Below are 21,113 nucleotides of genomic sequence, written 5' to 3' on the forward strand. Positions count from 1 at the left end.
CGCGCCCAGCCACAGCGCCTCGGCCGGGTCGGCGCCGCACCGCCGCGCGAGCGCGGGCAGGCACGCCAGCAGGGCGGCAAGCCCGGCCAGCGCCGCCAAGCGCATGCCGATCAGGCCCGTGACCAGGTCGCTCCCGGCGGCGCTCACCACGACGGCGGCGACGCCAAGAAACGCCGGCCCATAGGGCGCCGGCGTGTGCTGCCAGACCTCGGGCACCTCCGCGGCAAGTTGACCCCCCAAACGCGACACACCGTACTGGTACACATCGATATCGGTGAGCACCATGCTTCCCTGCGCGACATAACTGTAAACATCACGGCTGAACAGCGGGGGGCACACCACGAGTGGGCCTGCCCACAGCGCACAGGTAACCAGAAGCTCCCGCCCGCTCGCCACCGGAATTTCACGGGCCAGCCACCACCAGGCAGCGCACAGCAGCACCAAGCCCATGTAGGTAAGCAGCAGGCCCGGTCCCGCGTACTCCCGCCAGCGGTCGGTGACCGCCGCCATGGGCAGCGCGCCCGCCGCGAAGCCGCCCACCGCGATGGCGACCGAGCCGGCCAGCCCCAGCAACCGCGATCCGATCACGCCCGCACGCTGCCAGCCGCCGATGTCCGCCAGGTGTATGGAAGGTTTCCCATGGCCGCCGGCATCATCCTCGGCGCGCACGGCACCGTCATGGTGAACACCCGCGGCTCCCTGCTCCGGTCGACCAGCTGGAACGGCTGGCCGCCGCGACCGGAGCTCGACCTGTTCCGGCCGCAGCCGGAGCGTGTCATGTGGACAGTGCGCCGGTCGTGCGCAGGATGAGACCGGCCACGAGGTCCGGCGCGTCGCTCATGGGCACGTGCCCGCACGCGGGCAGCAGCTCGTGGGTCGCGCCCGGCAGCCGCTCCCGCGCCCGCTCCAGCTGATGCGGCCGGAAGATGCGGTCCCGCTCCCCCCAACCCACGCAGACCGGCACGGTCGGGGCGCCTGCGAAGGCATATGCCCGAGCCGCCTTGACCACCGGGCGGAAGCCCTTGCCCTTTCGCAGCGCCAGCGCGTCTTCATAGGCGCGCTGCGCGCTGAGGTTGCGCGGCTGCGCCAGCAGCGGCACGTAGCACAGCGACTTGACCGCGCCCAGCCGCAGCCCGGCCTTCATCACCGGGCCCGGCAGGAACGAGTTGAACCGCAGCGCGCTCAGGATGCCCAGCGCGCGCCTGCGCTCGGCGTCGGTGAAGAAGCCGCCCGGCGACAGCGCGGTCGCCGACGACACGAGATCGGCCGCGGCAAGCTCCAGCGCGATCGCCCCGCCCAGGCTGTTGCCCGCCACGTGCGGCCGGTCGAGCCCCTCCGCGCGGAAGAACTTCTCCATCAGGCCGACGACCGCGGGCATGCTCGCCGGCATGCCGCCATCCGGGACCGGCGAGCCACCGAAGCCCGGCAGGTCGATGGCGATCACGCGGTGGTGCTCGGCCAGCCGGTCGAGCACCGGTTCCCAGGCCTGCCAGCGGTGCCCGATGCCGTGGATGAGCACGAGCGGCGACCCGCTGCCGCGCCGCTCCGAGTTAACCAACACTGTGCCTCCCAAAGGATCGGCCGACCGCTCGGACATCGGCCTCCATCCGCTCGACGAGCGCACCGTTCTTCATTACGCGTTTGACGACAAAGTCCCCAAGTCCAGATAGGACGATGGAGCGCGCGGCCTGCGCCAGGCCGATGGAGCGTGGCACATACACCTTGCGCTTGCGCTTCTCGATCCCCTTCATGAGGGACAAAGCGCACTGCGCGACGGTCAGCTCGACGGACATGGGCCAGGGCAGCTTCTTGCGCGCCTCGCGATAGCTCGGCAGATCGGCCTTGAACCCGCGCACCAGGTCCGTGTCGATCCAAATTGGATGCGCTGTCCCCACGCCCACCCCATGATGCGCGACCTCCAGCCGCATCACATTGCCGAACTGCTCCACACCCGCCTTGGCGGCGCAATAGGCGGCCATGCCGGGCATCGCGGCGAAGGCGGCCGCGCTCGACACCAGCAGCGCGTAGCCCTTGCTCTCCCTGAGAAAAGGCAGCGTCGCAGACATGGTACGGATGACGCCGCTCAGATTCACGTCGACGGTCCGGATGAGCGCGTCGACCGGGCCGGTGTTGACCGTGCCGATGTTGGCTATGCCCGCGTTCGCCACGACCACGTCGATGCCGCCGAACCGCTCCACAGTGGACGCCGCTGCCGCGTCCAGCGCGGCCTGATCGGTCACGTCGCACTCGACCCAGTGCGCGTCCAGTCGCGCCGCGAGCTCCTTGAGCAGATCCGGTTCGAGCCCGACCAGTGACACGTTGGCGCCCTTGGCATGCGCCAGCCGCGCCAGCTCGGCGCCGATGCCACGGGCCGCGCCGGTGATGAGGATCGTCTTACCCTGCACGGCTTGCTCCCACTTCAACGAGAAGGTAGTCGTCCGGCCGGAAGCGCGACAGCCTGAGCCGGAAGGTCGTGGCGAAGCCGGGCCACAGGGTCGAGTTGCGCCCGGTCGAGTCGAGATACCAACTCCTACAGCCGCCGGTGGCCCACACCGTGCCGGACATCTTGCGGTCGACCCGTGCGCTGTCGCGCCGCTGTGCCTCCACGCGCGGCTCGATCGCCTCGATGCCGTTGCGGCGCATGTGTTCCAGCGCCTTGAGCACCTGCTTGAGCTGGCTTTCCAGCATCAGCACGACCGAGGTGTGGCCGAGCCCGGTGTTCGGGCCGAGCAGCAGGAACAGGTTGGGAAATCCCGCGACGGTGGTGCCCAGATAGGCGCGCATCGTCGGATCCCAGGCCTGGGCGAGCGTGCGCCCGTCACGACCCCGGACATGGTCTTTGATCGGCGTGTCGGTGACGCGGAACCCGGTACCGAAAATAATGGCTTCCGCTTTGTAGAATGCCCCATCGCCGGTGGCAATCCCGTTTGGACGGACCGCGGTGATGGCGCTCGTCACCACATCTACATTGGCCCGGCTGACAGCCGGCCAGAAGTCGTTGGAGATGAGCACACGTTTGCAGCCCATCACATACTTTGGGCGCAGTTTCTCGCGCAGCACCGGGTCGCAGACCTGGCGACGCAGGTTGCGTTCGGCGATCCGCTGGCCGAAGCGGTTCACGGCGGGGTGCATGAAGCCGATGCCCATCGACTCCCGCACCCAGTAGCTGCCGGCCCGCACAAGCCATTGCGCGCCAGGCACATTCCGGTAGATCGCCCGTTCGAGCCGGCCGATCCGGCGGGTGAACCGCGGCATGATCCACGCCGGGGTGCGCTGAAACAGCGTCAGCCTGCGCACGATGGGCTGGATCTCCGGCACGAACTGCACCGCCGACGCGCCAGTGCCGATCACCGCCACCTCGCGTCCGGTCAGGTCCAGATCGTGCCGCCAGCGCGCCGAGTGGAACACCTCGCCCGCAAAGGATTCCAGCCCGCGAACGTCGGGAATGGACGGTTCGGACAGCGGTCCGGCCGCGCTGATCAGCACCCGCGCCCGCCACATGCCCCGCGACGTGGTCAGCACCCAGCGCCGGGCGGCCTCATCCCAGGCCGCCTCCTCGACAGCGTGCCCGAGCCGCAAATGCCGCCGCAGCCCGAATTTTTCCACACATTCTTGAAGGTACCGCCAAATCTCTCGTTGGCCGGAGAACGTGTCGGTCCATCCAGGGTTGAGCGCGAACGAAAACGAGTACAGGTGGGACGGCACATCGCAGGCGCAGCCGGGGTAGCTGTTGTCGCGCCAGGTACCGCCGATGTCATCCGCCCGCTCGAAGATCAGGAAGTCGGTGAAACCCTTCTGGAGCAACCGAATCCCGGCCCCGAGCCCGCTGAATCCGGACCCGATGACGGCGATGTCGATGTCGTCCATTACTCAGTGGTAACACTTATTAGAATTCTGGTCAATAACGGATCAGCACCCCGCCCCATGGATCGATCTCCATCAGCCGCACGGACACCCCTTCGAGGCGCGCCTCACGCACGCCCTTCCTGACCAGAGCAGCAACGTCGGCGTGCGGCGCGATCCGGCCCGTGATGTGCAACCGCCCGTCGATCGGCTCGACGCACGCACTCGCCTTCACCTCGACCGTGAAGCTTCCCTCGACCGTCTCAAGCATCATGCAGCACCCCCAACGGCGGCAGGTCCGCGCTGCGCTTCACTCCTTCGATCCCCTGCCACAGCAACGTGGTCAGATAGCCGGTCAGCGCCTCGCGGCTCATCGGGCGTTGATGGCGCATCCACCAGTCACCGGTCGCCTGCACCAGACCGACGATGCCGACCGCCCACGGCTCGGCCGGCCCGGCGTCCAGGCCCAGCGCGCGCAGCCGGTCACCGATCACCCGCGACAGTCCGCTTGAGACGGTCTGCATGGCGCCGTTGATGAGGTGATGCACGCCAGCGATGTCGGCCCGCATCAGGAACGTGTAGAGCTCCGCCTGCGCCTCGATCGCCCCGAGATAGGCATCGATGGTCGCGGCGATCAGCTCCCGCTCCTCCCGGACGTGGGCCACCTCATGTTCGGCCGACTGATCATCGCGGCCGGATGCCCCGTCTATCCGCCGAGCGCGTTCGACCATGCGCTGGGCCGGTTCCTGAAGACGACCGCCACCGGCGCACACATGTACGCTTCGATCCTGCTCGCCGAGGAGATCCTCGACGCGTTCCAGCGCGAAATCATGGGCGACGAGACACTGCAACCGTTGATCCGCATGGTTTCGCGCGTGCACGTCATCGAGGAGTCGCGGCACATCAGGTTTGCCCGGGACGAGCTCGCGCGCCAGGTATCGTCCAGTGGACGGATAGAGCTCGCCTACTCGCGCCTGGTCATCGCGCGGGCCGCACGCTCGATCGTCAACCGGCTCGTGCACCCGCACGTCTACGCGGCCGTCGGCATCCCGCCCAAGCTCGGCCGCGCCACCGCCCGCGCCAACCCCCACTTCCAGTCGACTCTGCGCTGGTCCGCCGCCAAAATCGTTGCCACGCTTCACGAACTCGGCCTGATCGGCGGCCCTGGCCGTCTACTGTGGACAAGGTCCGGGCTTCTTTGAAGGCCTTTCATTTACCCCGCGCCGCGGAACTCACCCGCCGGTGCTCCCGCGGAGAACCGGTCGGGCCGGCGGATCGCCGGCGGCGTTGTCCTGACGATCTCCGATCCACGAAGTGGTCAAGATCGGGCATGGATGACGTCGCCTTCCGGGACGATCCGCCGGCGACTTGCTTTAGCAGGAGCAAGGAACCACAGCGGCCCCTTCCCTGCCAGGTCCGCGAGTCAAGACCTGATCGTGGCGAGCCGGGCCATCTCGCCGGCGAGGTCGGCCCAGACGTGTGCGGGGAGTTCGTGGCCCATGCCGGGATAGCCGATGAGTTTGGCGCCCTTGATTTTGCGGGCCAGCGCCTTGGAGCCGCTGGGCCTGACCAGAGGGTCGTCCTCGCCATACACGACGAGTGCCGGCGCGGTGATCCGCCCGAAATCGACGCTCCGGCCCCGGCGCCGGCCCGCCGCGAGCTGGCGCCGCTCGGCTCGTGGGTCGAACGGCCGCCGGGCATGGCTGCGCCGCGCCACATCGCGCGCCCACCGTTCGTCGAACGGGCGTCCGGGAGAAGCCAGCGCCCTGAAGAGGTCGACCAGGCGTTGCTGCTGCGACTCGGCGTCGGCGGCGTAGCGCTTGCGCGCCATCGCCAGGATCGGACCGAACCGCAGGTGCCGCAGCCCGCCGAGGCTCGTCGAGGCGGGCATGCACACCAGTGTGGTCATGCTCCGCACGCGCGAGGGGTGGTCGGCGGCCAGCGCCTGGCAGATGCCTCCACCCATCGACCCGCCCGCGATGTGTGCCGACACCCAGCCGAGTGCATCCATCACGGCAAGCGCATCGCGCACGAAATCGTCCCCACCATAGGGTGGCGGTGCACCGCGGCCGAGCAGACTCTTCCACCATTTGTCGTCCGTCGCCGTGTGGTCGAAGTGGGTGGACAGGCCCGAGTCGCGATTGTCGAAGCGTGCCACGAAGAATCCGGCCCGCACGAGGTGCTCGCAGAAACCGTCTGGCCACCACAGCATCTGATGGCCCAGACCCATGATGAGCAGCAGCGGCTGACCGCCCGGCGCGCCGAACGTCTCATAAGCCAGCTCCACGTCGCCGTTGCGGGCCATTTTCACCGGCATGCCACACCTCCGTTTTTCCGATACGACTGTATCATATGCGAGTGCCCAAGCTCGTCGACCAGGAAGCCCGGCGCCGGCTCATCGCCGACACGGTGGTGCGCATCATCGGCACGCGCGGGCTTGAGGCCGCGTCGGTGCGCAATGTCGCGACCGAAGCGGGCGTGTCCGCGGGCGCCGTGCAGCGCTGTTTCGCGACAAAAGACGACCTGCTGCGGTTCGTGCTGCGGCACGTGAATGAGAGGTTCAAGGCGCGGGTGCTTGCCCGCGTGACCGATCCGGCCGACACCGACGCGGGCCTGCGCATCGTCATCGACGAGATGCTCCCACTCGACGCCGAACGCCGCCTGGAGTCGGCGACCACCCTCGCGCTGCTGGCCCACAGCGCGATCGACCCGGCATGCGGCGAGATCATGCGGTCGGCCTACGCGGGCGCCCACGCCTTCTTCGCCACCAGGCTGGGCAAGGCCGGCGCGGTGTCGCTCTATGCGCTCATCAGCGGGCTACAGGGACCGTTGCTGGTCGGGGCCATCACCGCCGAGCAGGCATGGTCCATTGTGGAGGATCGCCTGCCCTAGCGGCAGACCCCCTCGCGCCGCGCCGTGTCGGCGACCGCCGCCGCCACGGCCGGAGCCACGCGTGGGTCGAGCGGACTGGGCACGATCGCATCGGGACGCAGGTCACCGGCGACGATTTCGGCGATCGCCGTGGCGGCCGCGAGCTTCATATCCTCGGTGATGCGCTTGGCGCCCGCGTCGAGCGCGCCACGGAAGATGCCCGGGAACGCGAGCACGTTGTTTATCTGATTTGGATAGTCGCTGCGCCCGGTGGCCACAATGGACGCGTAGCGCGCCGCGACCTCGGGGTGGACCTCGGGCGTCGGGTTGGCCAGCGCGAAGATCATGCCGCCGGGCGCCATGCGGGCCACGGCCTCCTCGGCGATCTGCCCACCGGACACGCCCACCAGCACGTCGGCCCCGGCCAGCGCATCGGCGATGCCGCCGCGCAGGCCTGCCCGGTTGGTCATCTCGGCGAGCGCCGCCTTGACCGGCGTCAGATCCGACCGTCCACTCTCGACAATGCCGCGCGAGTCGACCACGGTCACGTCGCCCACGCCGGCCGCGAGCAGAATCTTCGTCACCGCGACGCCGGCCGCACCCGCCCCCGAGACCACCACGCGCAGATCGTTGAGCTTGCGCTCCAGCACCAGGCAGGCATTCTTCAACGCGGCCAGGGTGACGACAGCCGTCCCATGCTGATCATCATGAAACACCGGAATGTCAAGCTCTTCAATTAAGCGCTGCTCGATCTCAAAGCATCGCGGCGCGGAGATATCCTCCAGGTTGATGCCGCCGAAGCCGGGCGCGAGCGCCTTGACGATGCGGATTATCTCCTCGGTATCCTGCGTGTCGAGACAGATCGGGACGGCGTCCACCCCACCGAATCCCTTGAACAGGATGGCTTTGCCCTCCATCACGGGCAGTGCGGCCTTGGGCCCGATGTTGCCCAGGCCCAGCACGGCCGACCCATCGGTGACCACCGCGACCGTGTGCCCCACCCAGGTGTATTCATGCACGAGCTCGGGCTGCGCCGCGATCGCCTCACACACCAGGGCTACCCCAGGGGTGTAGGCAAGCGAGAGATCCTCGCGGCTGGCAAGCGGAACCGTGCTGGTGACGGCGACTTTGCCGCCAACGTGCCGGGCGAAAGCGGGATGGTCCACTGCAGGCTCCCTTTGAAGTCAGGTCCCCAACCTTACGCGCCGTCGATCGGTGCGCAATCAACGGGCGAGCAAATTCACTGGGCCAGCAAACGCGGACGCGGCCAGTATCGGCAGACCACGCGTCCCACAATCTGGGCGGGGCCATAGACGCGCGAGTCGTCGGTAACAAGTTCGTTGTCGCCGATCAACCACCACCCGCCCGCGGCCGGACGTACGGCGCGCTTGACCACCAACAGATCGGGGCGTGCCAAAAATCGCGCGACGACCACATCGCCGGGCCTAATAGGACGGCCGCCCTTGCGCACGAGCACCGCGTCTCCGTGCTTGAGGGTCGGCGCCATGGACGGGCCTTGTACCAGCGCGGCAAACAGCGGGAGTAGTGTCGGCACGGGATCATTGTGCCGTTGAAACCTTTGGAGGATCCTCATGAGCCTGTTCCGGCCGACAACCGTCGTCAGCGCACACTGCGACCTGCCCTGTGGCGTTTACGACCCAGCGCAGGCGCGCATCGAGGCGGAGTCGATCAAGGCCATCTGCGAGAAGTACCAAGCCAACACCGACCCCGAGTTCCGCACGCGCGCCCTGATCATCAAGGAGCAGCGGGCCGAGCTCGTCAAGCACCACCTATGGGTGCTTTGGACCGACTACTTCAAGGCGCCACACTTTGAGAAGTACTCGCAGCTGCACCAGCTGTTCAACGACGCAACCAAGCTGGCCGGGGCGTCGGGCGCCAAGGGCAGCGCGGACCCAGCCAAGGCCGAGGAGCTGCTAGTCAAGATCGACGAGATCGCCAAGATCTTCTGGGAGACCAAGCAAGCGTAATTTTCAGGCAGTGGGTGGCCCCGGACCGCTCGGCGGTTGGCCGGCCACCCGCGGCTTCGCCTGAACGGAGTTTTCCGGGAGTTCCCGCAGCCGGCGACGTGCCTGGGTGGGGAGCAGGTGTCGTAACAAGGCTGCATCAAGCTGCCTGCGGGCGATGTTCGCAGGCAGCTTTGGTTTACTCTCGGGGTTAGTGAGCCAGCAGATGATTTCCAGGGAGCCGACATCGCTCCTCGACGATGTCGTGGCCGTGACCGTGCCCGCCGACGGGGGCTGGCTCGGCATCCTGCGCACGGCGACGGCCGGCCTCGCGGCCCGGCTCGGCTTCTCCGGCGAAAAGATTGAAGATCTCCGCATCGCCGTGGACGAGGCGTGCGCCATGCTGCTCGTGCTCACCCCACCCGAGGGCGACCTGCGCTGCCGGTTCGAGATCGGCTCGACCGAGCTCACCGTCGCCATCTCGGCCCGGCTGCGCCCGCGGGCCAAGCTGCCCGACCCGTCGTCGTTCGCTTGGCGCGTCCTATCCGGACTGACCTCTCACGTGGGCACGGTGTGCGAGGACAATCACGCCACCATCCGCTTGATTATCAACCGGCCTAGCTGAGAGCACGCCCGGTACCAGGAGCAAACAAAAACGCCGTCACCGCAACGATCCAGGCGGCGAGCAGCCAGCCGACCCAAAACCCACTCGTGATCATGTAGTAGACGGGTGCCAGGAACAGCAGCTGCAATGCCGTGGCCGCGGCGCGCCCGCTCATCCGCCTGCGCTGCAGCAGCCGGGCCGCCACATAGAGCGAGATGACAAGCGCCAGCCCGAACGCGGTCACGTAGAACCCCAGCGGGGTCGGCGCGCCGGCCACTCGGTAGGCGAACAGCAGCAGCACGAGGGTCAGGGCGGCAAACTGTGCCCAGAGCAGCCCGAGGGCGACGCGCAAGGTGGCCGGCATGCCGACCACGATAGATTGCGGGGCATGCGAGGCTTGCTCGTGGTCAACCCGAAGGCCACCACCACTTCGGCGCGCACGCGTGATGTGCTGACCAGCGCGCTGCGCAATGAGATGGAGCTGACCGTCGGCTACACCCGCCGCCGGGGCCACGGTTATGACCTCGCCAAGGATGCCGCGAGCGACAGCATCGACGTGGTGGTCGCCCTGGGTGGTGACGGCACCGTCAACGAGGTGGTCAATGGGCTCATGGCGGGTACCGATGAGAAGCGCCCGGCCCTGGCCGTCGTTCCCGGTGGATCGACCAACGTCTTCGTCCGGGCGCTCGGGCTGCCCCGGCAGCCGGTCGAGGCGGCGGGGGTGATTCTGGCCGCGCTGAGGTCGGGCAGCAGCCGGATGATCGGGCTCGGTCGGGCCGACGAGCGCTATTTCACGTTCTGCGCGGGCATGGGCATCGATGCCGCAGTGGTGCGCCGGGTCGAGCGGGCGCGCCGCAGGGGTCGGCGCTCGACCCCGATCCTGTATCTGCGATCCGCACTGGGCGAGTATTTCTTCGATGCGATCCGGCACGACCCGGGAATCACGCTTTCGCTTCCGGACGAGCCCGAGGAGATTCCGGTCGCCAACGTCATCGTGCAGAACACGGCCCCGTGGACATACCTCGGCGACCGCCCTGTGCACGCCAGTCCGGAAGCGTCATTCGATTCCGGTTTAGATGTGTTGGCGTTGCGGGTACTCAGGCCTCCAAGCACCCTCCAAACGGTGGGCCGGATGCTGTCCCTCCAGCGAGACCACTACGGCAAGCGGGTGATGCTGCGACACGACCTCGACGAGTTCACGGTCAGCTGCGCCACACCGCAGGCATTCCAACTCGACGGCGATTATCTGGGCGAGCGCGAAAAAGTGAAATTCGCCTCTGTGCCTGCGGCGATAAGAGTAATCTGCTAGTAAATCAATGACACGAGCAGGAAATACGTCAGTTTCACTACTTGAAGCTTTACATTGATTACGAGCTGTCACCAAGTCAAGATCAGGATAACGCCCGGTGATCCGGACAAAACGGCGGTGAGCTTCCTCACCCGTCCGTCCCTTTTTCCGGCATCCCCCTTGACATCGTGCGAGTTCGTGAAAGCATTCACAAGCGTACAGAGCGCAGAACTTAGTTGCCCGTAGACGTGCCAGCGTTCGGTAGCGGTCCGTAATTATTCGATCGCATCCAAATCGCGTCCCGCGCGTTCCGCAATAGAGGGAAGCCGAGTACTACAGACCACCGCTAGAAAATTTCTTTGCCGCGAAGCTACTGCTAAGAGGAGTGTTGCCGCCATGGACTGGCGTCACCGTGCTGTCTGCCGTGATGAAGACCCGGAGCTGTTCTTCCCGATCGGGACGTCTGGCCCCGCGCTGCATCAGGTCGAGCAGGCTAAAGCGGTGTGCCGGCGCTGTTCGGTCACTGACGAGTGCCTCAAGTGGGCGCTCGAGTCTGGCCAGGACGCCGGCGTCTGGGGTGGGATGAGCGAAGAGGAGCGGCGCGCCCTGAAGCGCCGCGGCGGCCTCCGGGTCCGCGCGCAGTCTGTGGGAAACTACAGCCTCTGAGCCCCACTACACCGCATAAACACAACTGGATTTCGACGGCGATCGCCCCACGGCCACGAAGGCCCGGGGCGATCGCCGTTTCGCTGACCCCCTTTGTTGTTCGTGGCGTCGATCATGAACTTAAGTCCATGTTCGACGGCGTCTCACGGCACCACTTCATGATCAACGCCAGCCGGAACAGCATTCAGCTTTAAGCGAAATCGAACTGTCCAAATGTGATGTGACACCACATCACTGGGCGGCCGCCCCGGAAGGCACACTCGCCGCTGCGCTACAGCTCTGCTCCGGCAACTCGGAGCAGAGCTGTAGCGCGGAAAAGCATGCTTGGACGGATCAGGTGATCCCGGAGCGAGACTTATTCCGCTCTCGCGGCGGGCTTACGCAACCGTGACGGCCAGGCTTGCGCGGCCGTCGCCAACCGGGCTTATGCGACTCGAAGCCCAGCCGGCTTGCGCGATTCGAACCCAGCCGGGCTTGCGCGGCTTGAGTCGCCGGACGTGCGCGGCTGGAAGCCGGCCGGTCTGGCGCCGCTCGAAGCCAGCCGGGCTTACGTGACTCGAAGCCCAGCCAGACCTACCTGACTCGAAGCCCAGCCAGACCTACCTGACTCGAAGCCCAGCCAGACCTACGTGACTCGAAGCCCAGCCAGACCTACACGATTCGAACCCAGTCAGGCTTACGCGACTTGAAGTCGGCCGGGTGTGTGTGGCTGTTGCCCGCCAGGCTTACGCGGCGAAGGCGTGGTCGAGCTCCAGTCCCACCGAACGGTCCACCCGCTCCAAGATGAGTCGCGCCAGTTGCCAAGAGGCGCCCAACGGCGGTGCCGCCCACACCGCCCCCGCCGCAAGCGCCGACCCCGTCACCAAGTCGTAGAGCCGCCCAGGCGCGAGGAAGTACGAAGCCACCCCAACCCTCGCGTGCCCCTCGTCTCGCAGCGCAGCGACCGCCTCAGCCCCACTGGGCGTCGCGCCTGCCGCGTATGCCACCCGGCACGGCACGCCCAGCCGTGCCCCGAGTGCGGCCGCGACCTCCTCGACCCGTGCCCGCGCCGACACCACTCGTGTCCCCGCCGCCGCCAAAACCAGCGCATCGTAGTCAGAACCCGGCAAGCGGCGCGACAACGCCTCCAGCAGAGGCTCCGAGACAGCGCCCAAAGTGGACGTGATCGTGCAGTCGAACCCGTCCACCTGGGCCGGCAAATCGACGCCGCCGTGGTATGCGTGCGTCAAAAGTACCGGCACCACAACGGTTTCCCGCGGCATCACGCACAGCGCTTCCCGCGGCGAGGGTGTCGAAAGCTCCAGGAAGGCCACCCGCACATCGAGTCCCGGCCGCACCGCCGCCACCGTCCGCGCCAGGGCACGGGTGGTGGCGGCGGCACGCGGATCCCGCGAGCCATGGGCGACCAGCAGGACGCTGTAATTCGTTGCGCGTGCAAAGCAACGCGCGGGCGGTTCGCCAGGAAGGCGCCGCCTTCCCTCACGATCTTGGGGCCCCAGCCCTTGGCCGCCCCCAAGATCGCTCAGTCCGGGCGCCGCCGGCGATCCGCTAGGCGGCGGCATGCAGACCGCACTCTGTCTTGTCGAACATGGCCCAGCGGCCCGCGCGCGCGTCCTCTCCCGGCTGCGTGCGCCGCGTGCAGGGCCAGCAGCCCACCGAGCCATATCCCTGCCGCAGCAACTGGTTCACCGGCACGTCATGTCGCGCGATGTAAGCGTCCACATCGGACTGTGTCCACGTCGCGATCGGGTTGACCTTCACCTTGCCGCGCGCGAACTCGTAGTGCACGACCGGCGTGCGCGCCCGCGTCGGCGACTCGTCGCGGCGCAGCCCGGCCGCCCAGGCGTCGTAGTTTTCCATCGCCCGCTGCAGCGGCTGCACCTTGCGCAGGTCGCAGCACGAGTCGGGGTCCTTGTTGAACAGGCGGGGACCATATTCGCCGTCCTGCTGCCCGACCGTGAGCGGCGGCGCGACCGAGCGCACCCGCACCGGGATGGTCTTGCGCACCTGGTCGCGGACGCGAAGCGTCTCGTCGAAGTGCAGCCCCGTGTCGAGGAAGATGACTTCAATGCCCGGGGCCACCCGCGCCGCCAGGTGCACCAGCACCGCGTCGGCGAACGAACTGGTGACACAGAAGCGCTCGCCGAACTGCGAAACGGCCCACTCAATGATCTTTTCGGCCGGTGCGCCCTCAAGCTCCCGGCCCGCCCGATCCGCGATCTCCACCAGTTCGTCAGTTGCCACCAACATGTTCACCACTCCCGAGTAGCCCGATGAACCTCACTTCGAAGACCCGACGACATGCCCGGCACTCCCATTGACCGTGCTTTTCCCCGTGCGGGAACAGGTTTTCGTCCCCACAGAACGGGCAGTAGAACGGAGGATTGCCGCTCATCGCAGCTCCTCCTCGTCGACGCGCAAAACCCACTCCGCGAACGGCTCCTCGGCGTCCTTGCGGCCGGCCAGATAGCGCGACACCAATCGCGAGGCGTATTGCGGCAGCTCGTCGGCCGTGGTCTTCAGCCCGCGCAGCTTGCGGCCGAAGTTGGGGTTGACGCCCTGTGCCATCGACAGCCCGCCACCCAGGTGCACCTGGAAGCCCTCGACCATCGTGCCGTCCGGCCCCGGCACGAGCTGCCCCTTGAGTCCGATGTCGGCGACCTGCGTGCGGGCGCAAGCGTTCGGGCACCCGTTGACGTTGATGGACACCGATCCGTCGATCTGGCCGAAGGTGCGCTCCAGATGCGCCACGGTCTCGGCCGCGGTCGCCTTGGTCTCGACGATCGCGAGCTTGCAGAACTCGATTCCGGTGCACGCCATGGTGTCCCGGCGCCAGCCCGACGGCCGCGCCTGAAGCCCTATCCGCTCCAGCTCAGCGATCAGAGAGTCCACCTCGTCGTCGGCGACATCCAAAACCAATAGTTTCTGGTACGGCGTGAGGCGCACACGATCCGATCCGTGTGCCTCGGCGATGTCGGCCACCTGGGACAGCATCGTGCCGGAAACCCTGCCCGCGACGGCCGCCACGCCCACGTAGTTAAGCCCGTCGCGCTGCTTGTGCACCCCGATGTGGTCGATCGGGTGCCGCGGCAGTTCGGGCGCCGGGCCGTCGGGCAACTCCCGCCCGAGGTATTCGTCCTGCAGCACCTGACGGAACTTTTCCACGCCCCAGTCGGCCACGAGGAACTTCAGCCTCGCCCGTGAGCGGAGCCGCCGGTAGCCATAATCCCTGAACACGCGGACGACGGCCGCCCAAACGTCTGGTACCTCATCCAAGGTTATGAAAACGCCCAAACGCTTGGCGAGCATGGGATTGGTGGAGAGCCCGCCGCCGACCCAGAGATCGAACCCGGGACCCAGCGTGGGGTGCTCAACCCCCAGGAACGAGATGTCGTTTGCCTCATACGGCACGTCGGGCAGCCAGGACACCACCGACTTGAACTTGCGCGGCAGGTTGGACAGCGACGGGTCGCCGATGTAGGTCTCCACGATCCGGCGGATCGCAGGCGTCGGATCGATCACCTCGTCCTTGCTGATGCCGGCGACGGGCGAGCCCAGGATGACGCGTGGCGTGTCGCCGCAGGCCTCGGTGGTCGAGAGCCCGACGGCCTCCAGCTCACGCCAGATCTGCGGCACGTCCTCGATGCGGATCCAGTGATATTGCACGTTTTGCCGGTCGGTCAGGTCGGCCGTGTCGCGCGCGAACCTGGTCGACAGCGAGCCGACCGTGCGCAGCTGCGCCAGATCGAGCTGACCGCCGTCGATGCGCACGCGCAGCATGAAGTATTCGTCGTCGAGCTCGTGCGGCTCGAGCACCGCCGTGCGACCGCCCTCGATGCCGGGCTTGCGCTGCGTGTAAAGCCCCCACCAGCGGAAGCGGCCGCGCAGGTCGGCCGGGTCGATCGAGGCGAACCCGCGATGAGCGTAGATGTTTTCGATCCGGGCTCTGACGTTGAGCCCGTTATCGTCCTTCTTGGTGCGCTCGTTGGGGTTGAGCGGCTCCCGGTGACCGAGCGCCCACTGCCCTTCCCCACGACGACGTGCAACCATGGCAACGCCTTCCGAAAGGTGTATCAGAAGAAGACTTGTGCGAGGGGAGAATCAGGCAGCACGACAGATTGCGCTGCGCACGCGGCCGTAATCCACGTGGCGACGCATCGTCAGCGTCACGAGGTGGTTAGCCGCAGTCATGTGAACACTCTGTCACATGAGCCGCATGAGCTCAACGCTCCCTCTTAGCAAGTGGGACGAAGAGCACAGCTTCGGCCCCCCCGCCCTCGCGATCACGAAGCTCGATGGTTCCCCGTAGCTCGCCGGTCGTCAGCGTGCGAATGATTTGCAGCCCAAGGCGTTTGGACGACATCGGGTTGAACCCCTCGGGCAGGCCCCGCCCATTGTCGGCGACCACGACGCGGAGGTCCTTTTTGTCCCGCTCGACGCGCACGACGACCTCGCCCTCGGTGTCGCCGTCGCCCGGGTCGAACCCGTGCTCAACCGCGTTGAGCAGGAGTTCGTTGAGCACCATCACCAGCGGGGTGGCAATCTCAGCTGGCAGGATGCCGAAGCTGCCCTCCCGCCTGGTCCGCACGTGCGACGCCGCGACCTCGGCCGCCGCCTGCGCGACGCGGTCGACGATGCCGTCGAACTCGACCACCTCGTCGGCCGACATCGACAGGGTCTCGTGCACGAGCGCGATCGAGGCCACCCTGCGCACGGACTCTTCGAGCGCGGCGCGGGCCTCCGGCACGGTCACCCGCCGAGCCTGCAACCGCAGCAGCGCCGCCACGGTCTGCAGGTTGTTCTTCACCCGATGGTGGATCTCGCGGATGGTCGCGTCCTTGGTGATCAGCGCGCGGTCGCGCCGCTTGACCTCGGTGATGTCGCGAGCCAGCACCAGCGCTCCAATCGGGACACCGGCGGGCATCAGAGGCAGGGCCCGGGTGAGGACGGTCGCCGTGCGGGCCTCGACCTCCTTGCGAGGCGGGGCGTCTCCGCGTAGCGCGGCCAGAATGCGGGCCGCCACCTCGGACCCCTCCAAGGGATCGTCGGAGAGCCGATTGAACAGTGCGGCCAGATCCTCGCCGACGAGCGAGGCGGAGAACCCGAGCCGCCGGATGGCTGACTGTGCGTTTGGTGAGGCATAGGTGACCTTGCCCGTCGCGTCCAGGCGGACCAGCCCGTCCCCGACCCGCGGCGCGGAGGTCGTCTCGCCGTCCACCCGCGGCGGCGGGAACGTGCCATCCGCGATCATTTGGGCCAGATCATCCGCCGTGGTGAGATAGTTCAGCTCAAGCTGGCTTGGAGTGCGCGCCGTGGACAGGTTGGTGTCGCGGCCCACGACCGCGATCACATCGCCCGCCTCACCGTCCGGGCCGCGCCGGCGCACCGGGACCGCCTCGTGCCTTGCGGGGGTGTCTCCGTACCAGACGGGATCTCCCTCCCGCCAGATCCGCCCCTGGGTGCGCGCCACCTCCAGGTGGGCCACCTCTGCCCCGCCGGCAATCTTGCCCACCTGGTCGTCCTGGTAGGCCGTTGGCGCGGTGGTCGGCCGCACCTGCGCAACGCACACATAAGCGCCGTTTTCCGCGGGCACCCACAGCAGCAGGTCGGCGAACGACAGATCCGAGATGAGCTGCCAATCACCGGCGAGACGTTGTAGGTGATCGATATCTGCCGGACCTAGTCCGGTGTGTTCCTCGACTAACTCCCGCAGAGTGGACGGTTTAACCACCTTCACATTGTGGCAGTGACCTTCTTCAGGCCGCGGGGAGCGTCCGGATCTTCACCGCGAGCCAGAGCCAGGGCCAGTGCCATTTGTTGCAGCGGGAGAATCTCCAGCAGCGGCGCCAGCCGCTCGTCGACTGCGGGCACCGGGAGGTCCCCCGCCGGCCCGACGACCACGACATCGGCGCGCTGCTCGCGCAACCTGGACAGGACCTCGCGCATGGACCGGCCCCCGGGCCCGTCCCCGACGATCGCGAGCACCGGCACGTCGGGCTGGGTCATCGCCAGCGGGCCGTGCAGCAGGTCGGCACCCGAGAAGGCGAGCGCAGGCAGATAGCTGGTCTCCATGAGCTTGAGCGCCGCCTCGCGCGCAGACGGGTAGGCGTAACCGCGGCCGGTCGTGACCATGCGCGCGGCGAAGCGGTACCGGCCCGCGAGCCGACCGGCGCCGTTGCCCTCCAGCGCCTTGGCGGCCAGCGCGGGCAGTTCGTCCAGGGCCTTGCGCTCCTCCTGCAGGCTGCCGCGGATGCTTTCGACCAGCAGCAGGAGCGCGAGCAGCTCGGCCGTGTATGTCTTGGTGGCCGCGACGGCACGTTCGTGCCCGGCCGCGACATCGATCGACAGCTCGGCCGTGCGGGCGAGCGTCGAGTCGGGATTGTTGGTGACCGCGAGCGTGAGCGCGCCCGACTCGCGCGCGACCTTCAGCACCTCCGTCAGGTCGGGCGAGCCACCGCTCTGCGAGACGCCGACCACCAGCGCGTGCGACAGATCGGGCCGCGCCTTGTACAGCGTCATCGCGCTCGGCGACGCGAGTCCGGCCGCCAGCCCGAGCCGAATCTCCGCCAGATAGGTCCCGTAAAGCGCGGCGTGATCGGACGTGCCGCGGGCCGTGAACACCACATGCTGCGGCGCCCGCTCGGCGATCACTTGCGCGACCTGCGCGATCGTGTCCAAGCGGGCCGGCTCCAGCAGCCTCGCATACACCTCGGGCTGCTCGGCGATGTCGGCCGCCATCCCGGCGCCACGCTCATTCGTGTCCGTCACGTGCGCAGTCTTGCACGAAACTCCGTCATCAAGCAACCTTTCGCGCACTACCGCGCACCCGTCCCACGTCACATGCGCTCCACAAAACCTGTCCCGGGGTGCCGTCCCCGATGACGCGTGGAATCGGAGGTGCCGGTCGGCGCGCTGCCGGCCGACCTCGTGCACTTGCTGATCAACCGGGCGGGTGTGCCGGAGGACGAGGTCGCGCGGATGTCCAAAGAGGACGCTCTCGCGCGCCTACAGGCCTTCTGGGCGCAATAGCCGGGCCTGAACCCGTGCGGCCAGGGCCGGGATGTCGACGGGCTGGGTGGTGTCCACGGCGATGACGGGGCCGATGCCCCGGCAGGCGCCGCCTCTCGTGCTGGCCGCGCGGCCGGAAGGGAGCCTCCAGCACCACCTGCGGGCAGTGTTGTGCCAACGCCCACAACAGTTCCATGGACGCCGCGCCGAGACTGCGCGACCAGGCCGGGTCGCCTACCGGGCCGGGGAGTGCGTCGTGCAACGCTTCCTTGATGTCGTCTTTGGACAGTAGGGCGTAGCCGAGTATGGCTGCCAAGGGCCGGGCGAGCGTGGTTTTGCCGGATCCGGGAGCGCCCGACACCAGGACGACCGCACGTTTCATGCCCACGTGGAGCGTGGCCTTATTCGACCGGAGCGGGCGTGGCCTGGTCCGCTCCGCTACGGAGGGGTACCTCCTTGATAAACCAGGCCAGTACCGGCACCAGGACCGCGAATCCGAGTGCCCACCAGAACAGGCCCGACATGCCGTAGGCGATTGCGTGCAGGAGGCCGGCTTTCACCTGCGGGGCAAGGGTTTCGAGCTGGCCGGGCTGGAAGTTGCCGCCCGCCTGGTCGACCATCGCCGCGGCCTGCGGCCCGACGTTCGCGGTGATGTCTTCCCGCATGCGATCGGTGAACACCGCGCCGAACAGCGCCACACCGAACGAGCCGCCGATGGACCGGGCGAACGTCGCCGTCGAGCTGGCCACGCCCAGATCCTTGAGCTCGACGCTGTTTTGCGAGATCAACAGCGTGGTCTGCATCAGGAACCCCATGCCGAGGCCCAGCACCACCATGTAGATCGTGGACTCGGTCTTGCTCGTGTCCACGCCCAGCCGCGTGAGCAGCAGCATGGCCACGATCATCACGACACCGCCGACGATCGGGAAGGCGCGGTAGCGCCCGGTCTTGGTGATGGTCCGCCCGATCACCATGGACGTGGTCATCACGCCCAGCATCATGGGCAGCAGCAACAGCCCGCTGTTGGTGGCGGACGCGCCCTGCACGGTCTGCATGTACAGCGGGAGGAACGAGACCGCCCCGAACAGGCTGAAGCCGAGCAGGAAGCCGATCGCGCTGACGATCGCGAAGTTCTTGTCCTTGAACAGGCGCAGCGGCAGGATCGGCTCGGGCACGCGCCGCTGCACGAACACGAACGCCGCGAGCGAGACGACGGCCAGCACGCCGAGGCCGATGATCGGGGTGCTCGTCCACGCGTGGTCCTTGCCTGCCCAGGTCGTGATGAGCACGACCGCCGTGATGCCCACGCCGAGCAGGCCCGCGCCGACCCAGTCGATTCTGTGCTCGGTGCGCCGGTGCGGCAGGTGCAGGAACACCATGAGGATGAACAGACCGGCCGCACCGAGCGGGATGTTCATGTAGAAGATCCAGCGCCACGACGCGTGGTCGGTGATGAGCCCGCCGACCAGCGGACCGGCGATCATCGCCAGCGCCATGATGCCGCCCATCAATCCTTGGTACTTGCCGCGCTCACGCGGCGGGACCAGATCACCGATCAGGGCGAACGCCCCGACCATCAGGCCGCCCGCGCCCAGTCCCTGGAAGGCGCGGAAGAAGATCAGTTGGGTCATGGGCGAGACCTGGTCGTTGAGCCACGCGAACTCTCCGGCCGCTCCGGACAGCATCGAGCCGATGATAAACAGGACGATCGAGCTGAGGAACACCCGCTTGCGCCCGTAAAGGTCGCCGAGCTTGCCCCAGATGGGCGTGGACACCGTCGTGCCCAGCACGTAGGCGGTCACGACCCACGACAGCTTCGACAGGCCACCGAGCTCGCCCACGATCTTGGGCATGGCCGTGCCCACGATCATGTTGTCCAGCATCGCGAGCATCATCGCGAGCATCAGGCCGGCCAGCACGACGTGGATGTTGTTGCGTCGCACCTCGGGTTGGATCTCGGGCTCGGCGATAGCGGTCATCGGTAGGCTCCCCTGGGCAGGACCGGCTGGCTTACTTACTAGCCGTACGGTAAGCTGCTCACTAACCGGCCGTCAAGTAAAACTGAGGAGACGCGACCATGACGCAGGCCACAACGGCGCTGCCGCGCGAGGACACCCGTGGCCGCATCCAGGCCGTGGCGCTGGAGCTATTCACCGAGCAGGGCTACGACAAGACGTCGCTGCGCGAGATCGCCGAACGGCTCGGTGTCACCAAGGCCGCGCTCTACTACCACTTCAAGAGCAAGGAAGAGATCGTCGAGTCGCTCACCGCCGACCACGTCAGGCGCATGGAGAGCCTCCTCGACTGGGCGCGGGGCCGGCAGCCGACGCCCGAGTTCCGGCGCGAGTTCGTCCACCGCTACATGGAAAACCTGAGCGTCAGCCAGCACTTCAAGGTCATGAAGTTCATCCAGCAGAACCAGCCGTCCATGAAGAACATGCCCAACGCGGCCAAGTGGCGCGAGAGCATGCAGCAGATGATCGACGTGCTCGCGGGCAAGGACGCCGGCGCGGTCGAGCGCATGCACGTCGGACTGGCCATCTTCGGCCTGCACGCCTCATGGATGCTGCTGCCCGAAGGCGACTACAGCGAGGAGGAGCGGCGCCAGGCCGCGCTGGTCACCGCCTATGAATTGCTGGGGCTCAAGTCGTAGCGCATGGCGAGCAACAGCACGCCGTCCATGGGCGACCAGTCGCGCGACGGGTCGGGCGTGAAGCCGAGCCGCTTGTAGAGCCGCTGCGCGTCCTTGGCGAAGTCGCGCACGCAGATGACGACCGCGCGGCAGCCCAGCTCGCGCGCCCGGGCCAGGCACGCGCGCACCAGGGCCTCGCCCGCCCCGCGCCGCTGCGCCTCCGGCGCGACCGCGAGC

At 67.6% G+C, this 21,113-nt stretch carries 25 protein-coding genes and 1 pseudogene; 8 read left to right on the forward strand and 18 right to left on the reverse strand.

Annotated elements, in window-relative coordinates; genetic code table 11:
* The 6 genes from mptB to DM816_RS27770 all read right to left on the reverse strand — a co-directional run.
* Positions 1-588: polyprenol phosphomannose-dependent alpha 1,6 mannosyltransferase MptB (gene mptB / locus DM816_RS27745; RefSeq protein ID WP_170318879.1), on the reverse strand; the 588-nt coding region annotated here is incomplete at its 3' end.
* 187 nt (positions 589-775) lie between these two features.
* Entirely contained in the window at positions 776-1,561 is a 786-nt protein-coding gene (locus DM816_RS27750) for an alpha/beta fold hydrolase (RefSeq protein ID WP_246002302.1), read from the reverse strand.
* Positions 1,551-2,405, reverse strand: a complete 855-nt coding sequence (locus DM816_RS27755; protein WP_117213342.1) for an SDR family oxidoreductase — start codon at positions 2,403-2,405, stop codon at positions 1,551-1,553. Before DM816_RS27755 ends, DM816_RS27750 begins: the two co-directional genes overlap by 11 nt.
* The gene (locus DM816_RS27760; protein WP_117213343.1) at positions 2,395-3,867 is read right to left on the reverse strand and encodes a flavin-containing monooxygenase; all 1,473 of its coding nucleotides are present in this window, start codon (positions 3,865-3,867) and stop codon (positions 2,395-2,397) included. The genes DM816_RS27755 and DM816_RS27760 overlap by 11 nt, the downstream gene beginning before the upstream one ends.
* 31 nt (positions 3,868-3,898) lie before the next feature.
* Positions 3,899-4,117, reverse strand: coding sequence for a DUF4873 domain-containing protein (locus DM816_RS27765; protein WP_117213344.1), 219 nt, complete (start codon positions 4,115-4,117; stop codon positions 3,899-3,901).
* On the reverse strand, positions 4,107-4,508 hold the full coding sequence (locus DM816_RS27770; RefSeq protein ID WP_246002303.1) for a hypothetical protein: 402 nt from the start codon (positions 4,506-4,508) through the stop codon (positions 4,107-4,109). The genes DM816_RS27765 and DM816_RS27770 overlap by 11 nt, the downstream gene beginning before the upstream one ends.
* Before the next feature lie 3 nt (positions 4,509-4,511).
* Here DM816_RS27770 and DM816_RS27775 point away from each other — a divergent pair, with 3 nt between their 5' ends.
* Complete coding sequence (locus tag DM816_RS27775; RefSeq protein WP_246002305.1) at positions 4,512-5,045, forward strand: diiron oxygenase; 534 nt, start codon at positions 4,512-4,514, stop codon at positions 5,043-5,045.
* Between the two features lie 221 nt (positions 5,046-5,266).
* Here the strand turns inward: DM816_RS27775 and DM816_RS27780 are convergent, their stop codons facing one another.
* Positions 5,267-6,160 carry an alpha/beta fold hydrolase gene (locus DM816_RS27780; protein ID WP_117213346.1) on the reverse strand — a complete coding sequence of 298 codons (894 nt, stop codon included), beginning with the start codon at positions 6,158-6,160 and terminating at the stop codon, positions 5,267-5,269.
* Between the two features lie 41 nt (positions 6,161-6,201).
* Here DM816_RS27780 and DM816_RS27785 point away from each other — a divergent pair, with 41 nt between their 5' ends.
* Positions 6,202-6,735, forward strand: coding sequence for a TetR/AcrR family transcriptional regulator (locus DM816_RS27785; protein ID WP_162907908.1), 534 nt, complete (start codon positions 6,202-6,204; stop codon positions 6,733-6,735).
* Here DM816_RS27785 and DM816_RS27790 read toward each other — a convergent pair.
* Together DM816_RS27790 and DM816_RS27795 are read right to left on the reverse strand one after the other, a co-directional pair.
* Positions 6,732-7,880 (reverse strand): NAD(P)-dependent malic enzyme, encoded by a 1,149-nt coding sequence (locus DM816_RS27790; protein WP_117213348.1) that lies wholly within the window; start codon positions 7,878-7,880, stop codon positions 6,732-6,734. The genes DM816_RS27785 and DM816_RS27790 overlap by 4 nt on opposite strands.
* A gap of 74 nt (positions 7,881-7,954) precedes the next feature.
* Positions 7,955-8,308 carry a S24/S26 family peptidase gene (locus tag DM816_RS27795; protein ID WP_117213349.1) on the reverse strand — a complete coding sequence of 118 codons (354 nt, stop codon included), beginning with the start codon at positions 8,306-8,308 and terminating at the stop codon, positions 7,955-7,957.
* On the opposite strand from DM816_RS27795, the gene sodN reads away from it, so the two are divergent.
* Together sodN and DM816_RS27805 are read left to right on the forward strand one after the other, a co-directional pair.
* Positions 8,307-8,702, forward strand: coding sequence for a superoxide dismutase, Ni (gene sodN, locus DM816_RS27800; RefSeq protein WP_117213350.1), 396 nt, complete (start codon positions 8,307-8,309; stop codon positions 8,700-8,702). The genes DM816_RS27795 and sodN overlap by 2 nt on opposite strands.
* Before the next feature lie 202 nt (positions 8,703-8,904).
* Positions 8,905-9,303, forward strand: a complete 399-nt coding sequence (locus DM816_RS27805) for an ATP-binding protein (protein WP_117213351.1) — start codon at positions 8,905-8,907, stop codon at positions 9,301-9,303.
* Here DM816_RS27805 and DM816_RS27810 read toward each other — a convergent pair.
* The gene (locus DM816_RS27810) at positions 9,296-9,646 is read right to left on the reverse strand and encodes a hypothetical protein (protein WP_162907909.1); all 351 of its coding nucleotides are present in this window, start codon (positions 9,644-9,646) and stop codon (positions 9,296-9,298) included. The two genes, DM816_RS27805 and DM816_RS27810, sit on opposite strands and share 8 nt — an antisense overlap.
* 24 nt (positions 9,647-9,670) lie before the next feature.
* Here DM816_RS27810 and DM816_RS27815 point away from each other — a divergent pair, with 24 nt between their 5' ends.
* A complete protein-coding gene (locus tag DM816_RS27815) occupies positions 9,671-10,591 on the forward strand; it encodes a diacylglycerol/lipid kinase family protein (RefSeq protein ID WP_117213353.1) in 921 nt (306 codons plus the stop codon).
* Between the two features lie 375 nt (positions 10,592-10,966).
* On the forward strand, positions 10,967-11,236 hold the full coding sequence (locus DM816_RS27820) for a WhiB family transcriptional regulator (protein ID WP_117213354.1): 270 nt from the start codon (positions 10,967-10,969) through the stop codon (positions 11,234-11,236).
* A gap of 725 nt (positions 11,237-11,961) precedes the next feature.
* On the opposite strand, the gene DM816_RS27825 is transcribed toward DM816_RS27820, so the two are convergent.
* The 5 genes from DM816_RS27825 to DM816_RS27845 form a co-directional block, all read right to left on the reverse strand.
* Positions 11,962-12,648 carry a sirohydrochlorin chelatase gene (locus tag DM816_RS27825; protein ID WP_246002310.1) on the reverse strand — a complete coding sequence of 229 codons (687 nt, stop codon included), beginning with the start codon at positions 12,646-12,648 and terminating at the stop codon, positions 11,962-11,964.
* Positions 12,649-12,784: 136 nt separating this feature from the next.
* Positions 12,785-13,486 carry a phosphoadenylyl-sulfate reductase gene (locus tag DM816_RS27830; protein WP_117213356.1) on the reverse strand — a complete coding sequence of 234 codons (702 nt, stop codon included), beginning with the start codon at positions 13,484-13,486 and terminating at the stop codon, positions 12,785-12,787.
* 141 nt (positions 13,487-13,627) lie between these two features.
* Positions 13,628-15,286, reverse strand: a complete 1,659-nt coding sequence (locus DM816_RS27835) for a nitrite/sulfite reductase (protein ID WP_117213357.1) — start codon at positions 15,284-15,286, stop codon at positions 13,628-13,630.
* A 172-nt stretch (positions 15,287-15,458) separates the two neighbouring features.
* The gene (locus DM816_RS27840) at positions 15,459-16,967 is read right to left on the reverse strand and encodes a sensor histidine kinase (RefSeq protein ID WP_117213359.1); all 1,509 of its coding nucleotides are present in this window, start codon (positions 16,965-16,967) and stop codon (positions 15,459-15,461) included.
* A 2-nt stretch (positions 16,968-16,969) separates the two neighbouring features.
* A complete protein-coding gene (locus DM816_RS27845) occupies positions 16,970-17,974 on the reverse strand; it encodes an SIS domain-containing protein (protein WP_117213360.1) in 1,005 nt (334 codons plus the stop codon).
* A gap of 147 nt (positions 17,975-18,121) precedes the next feature.
* On the opposite strand from DM816_RS27845, the gene DM816_RS44700 reads away from it, so the two are divergent.
* Positions 18,122-18,265 carry a hypothetical protein gene (locus DM816_RS44700; protein WP_246002311.1) on the forward strand — a complete coding sequence of 48 codons (144 nt, stop codon included), beginning with the start codon at positions 18,122-18,124 and terminating at the stop codon, positions 18,263-18,265.
* A 112-nt stretch (positions 18,266-18,377) separates the two neighbouring features.
* Here DM816_RS44700 and DM816_RS44705 read toward each other — a convergent pair.
* Both DM816_RS44705 and DM816_RS27860 read right to left on the reverse strand, forming a co-directional pair.
* A pseudogene (locus DM816_RS44705) lies at positions 18,378-18,626 on the reverse strand (P-loop nucleotide/nucleoside kinase family protein); the annotation flags it as partial.
* Between the two features lie 19 nt (positions 18,627-18,645).
* Complete coding sequence (locus tag DM816_RS27860) at positions 18,646-20,223, reverse strand: MDR family MFS transporter (RefSeq protein WP_246002307.1); 1,578 nt, start codon at positions 20,221-20,223, stop codon at positions 18,646-18,648.
* A 98-nt stretch (positions 20,224-20,321) separates the two neighbouring features.
* On the opposite strand from DM816_RS27860, the gene DM816_RS27865 reads away from it, so the two are divergent.
* Positions 20,322-20,897, forward strand: coding sequence for a TetR/AcrR family transcriptional regulator (locus tag DM816_RS27865; protein ID WP_117213358.1), 576 nt, complete (start codon positions 20,322-20,324; stop codon positions 20,895-20,897).
* Here DM816_RS27865 and DM816_RS27870 read toward each other — a convergent pair.
* Positions 20,870-21,113, reverse strand: a 244-nt coding sequence (locus DM816_RS27870; RefSeq protein WP_162907910.1) for a GNAT family N-acetyltransferase, incomplete at its 5' end; no start/stop codon positions are given. The genes DM816_RS27865 and DM816_RS27870 overlap by 28 nt on opposite strands.

Source organism: Allorhizocola rhizosphaerae (assembly GCF_003426775.1).
Lineage (GTDB): Bacteria > Actinomycetota > Actinomycetes > Mycobacteriales > Micromonosporaceae > Allorhizocola > Allorhizocola rhizosphaerae.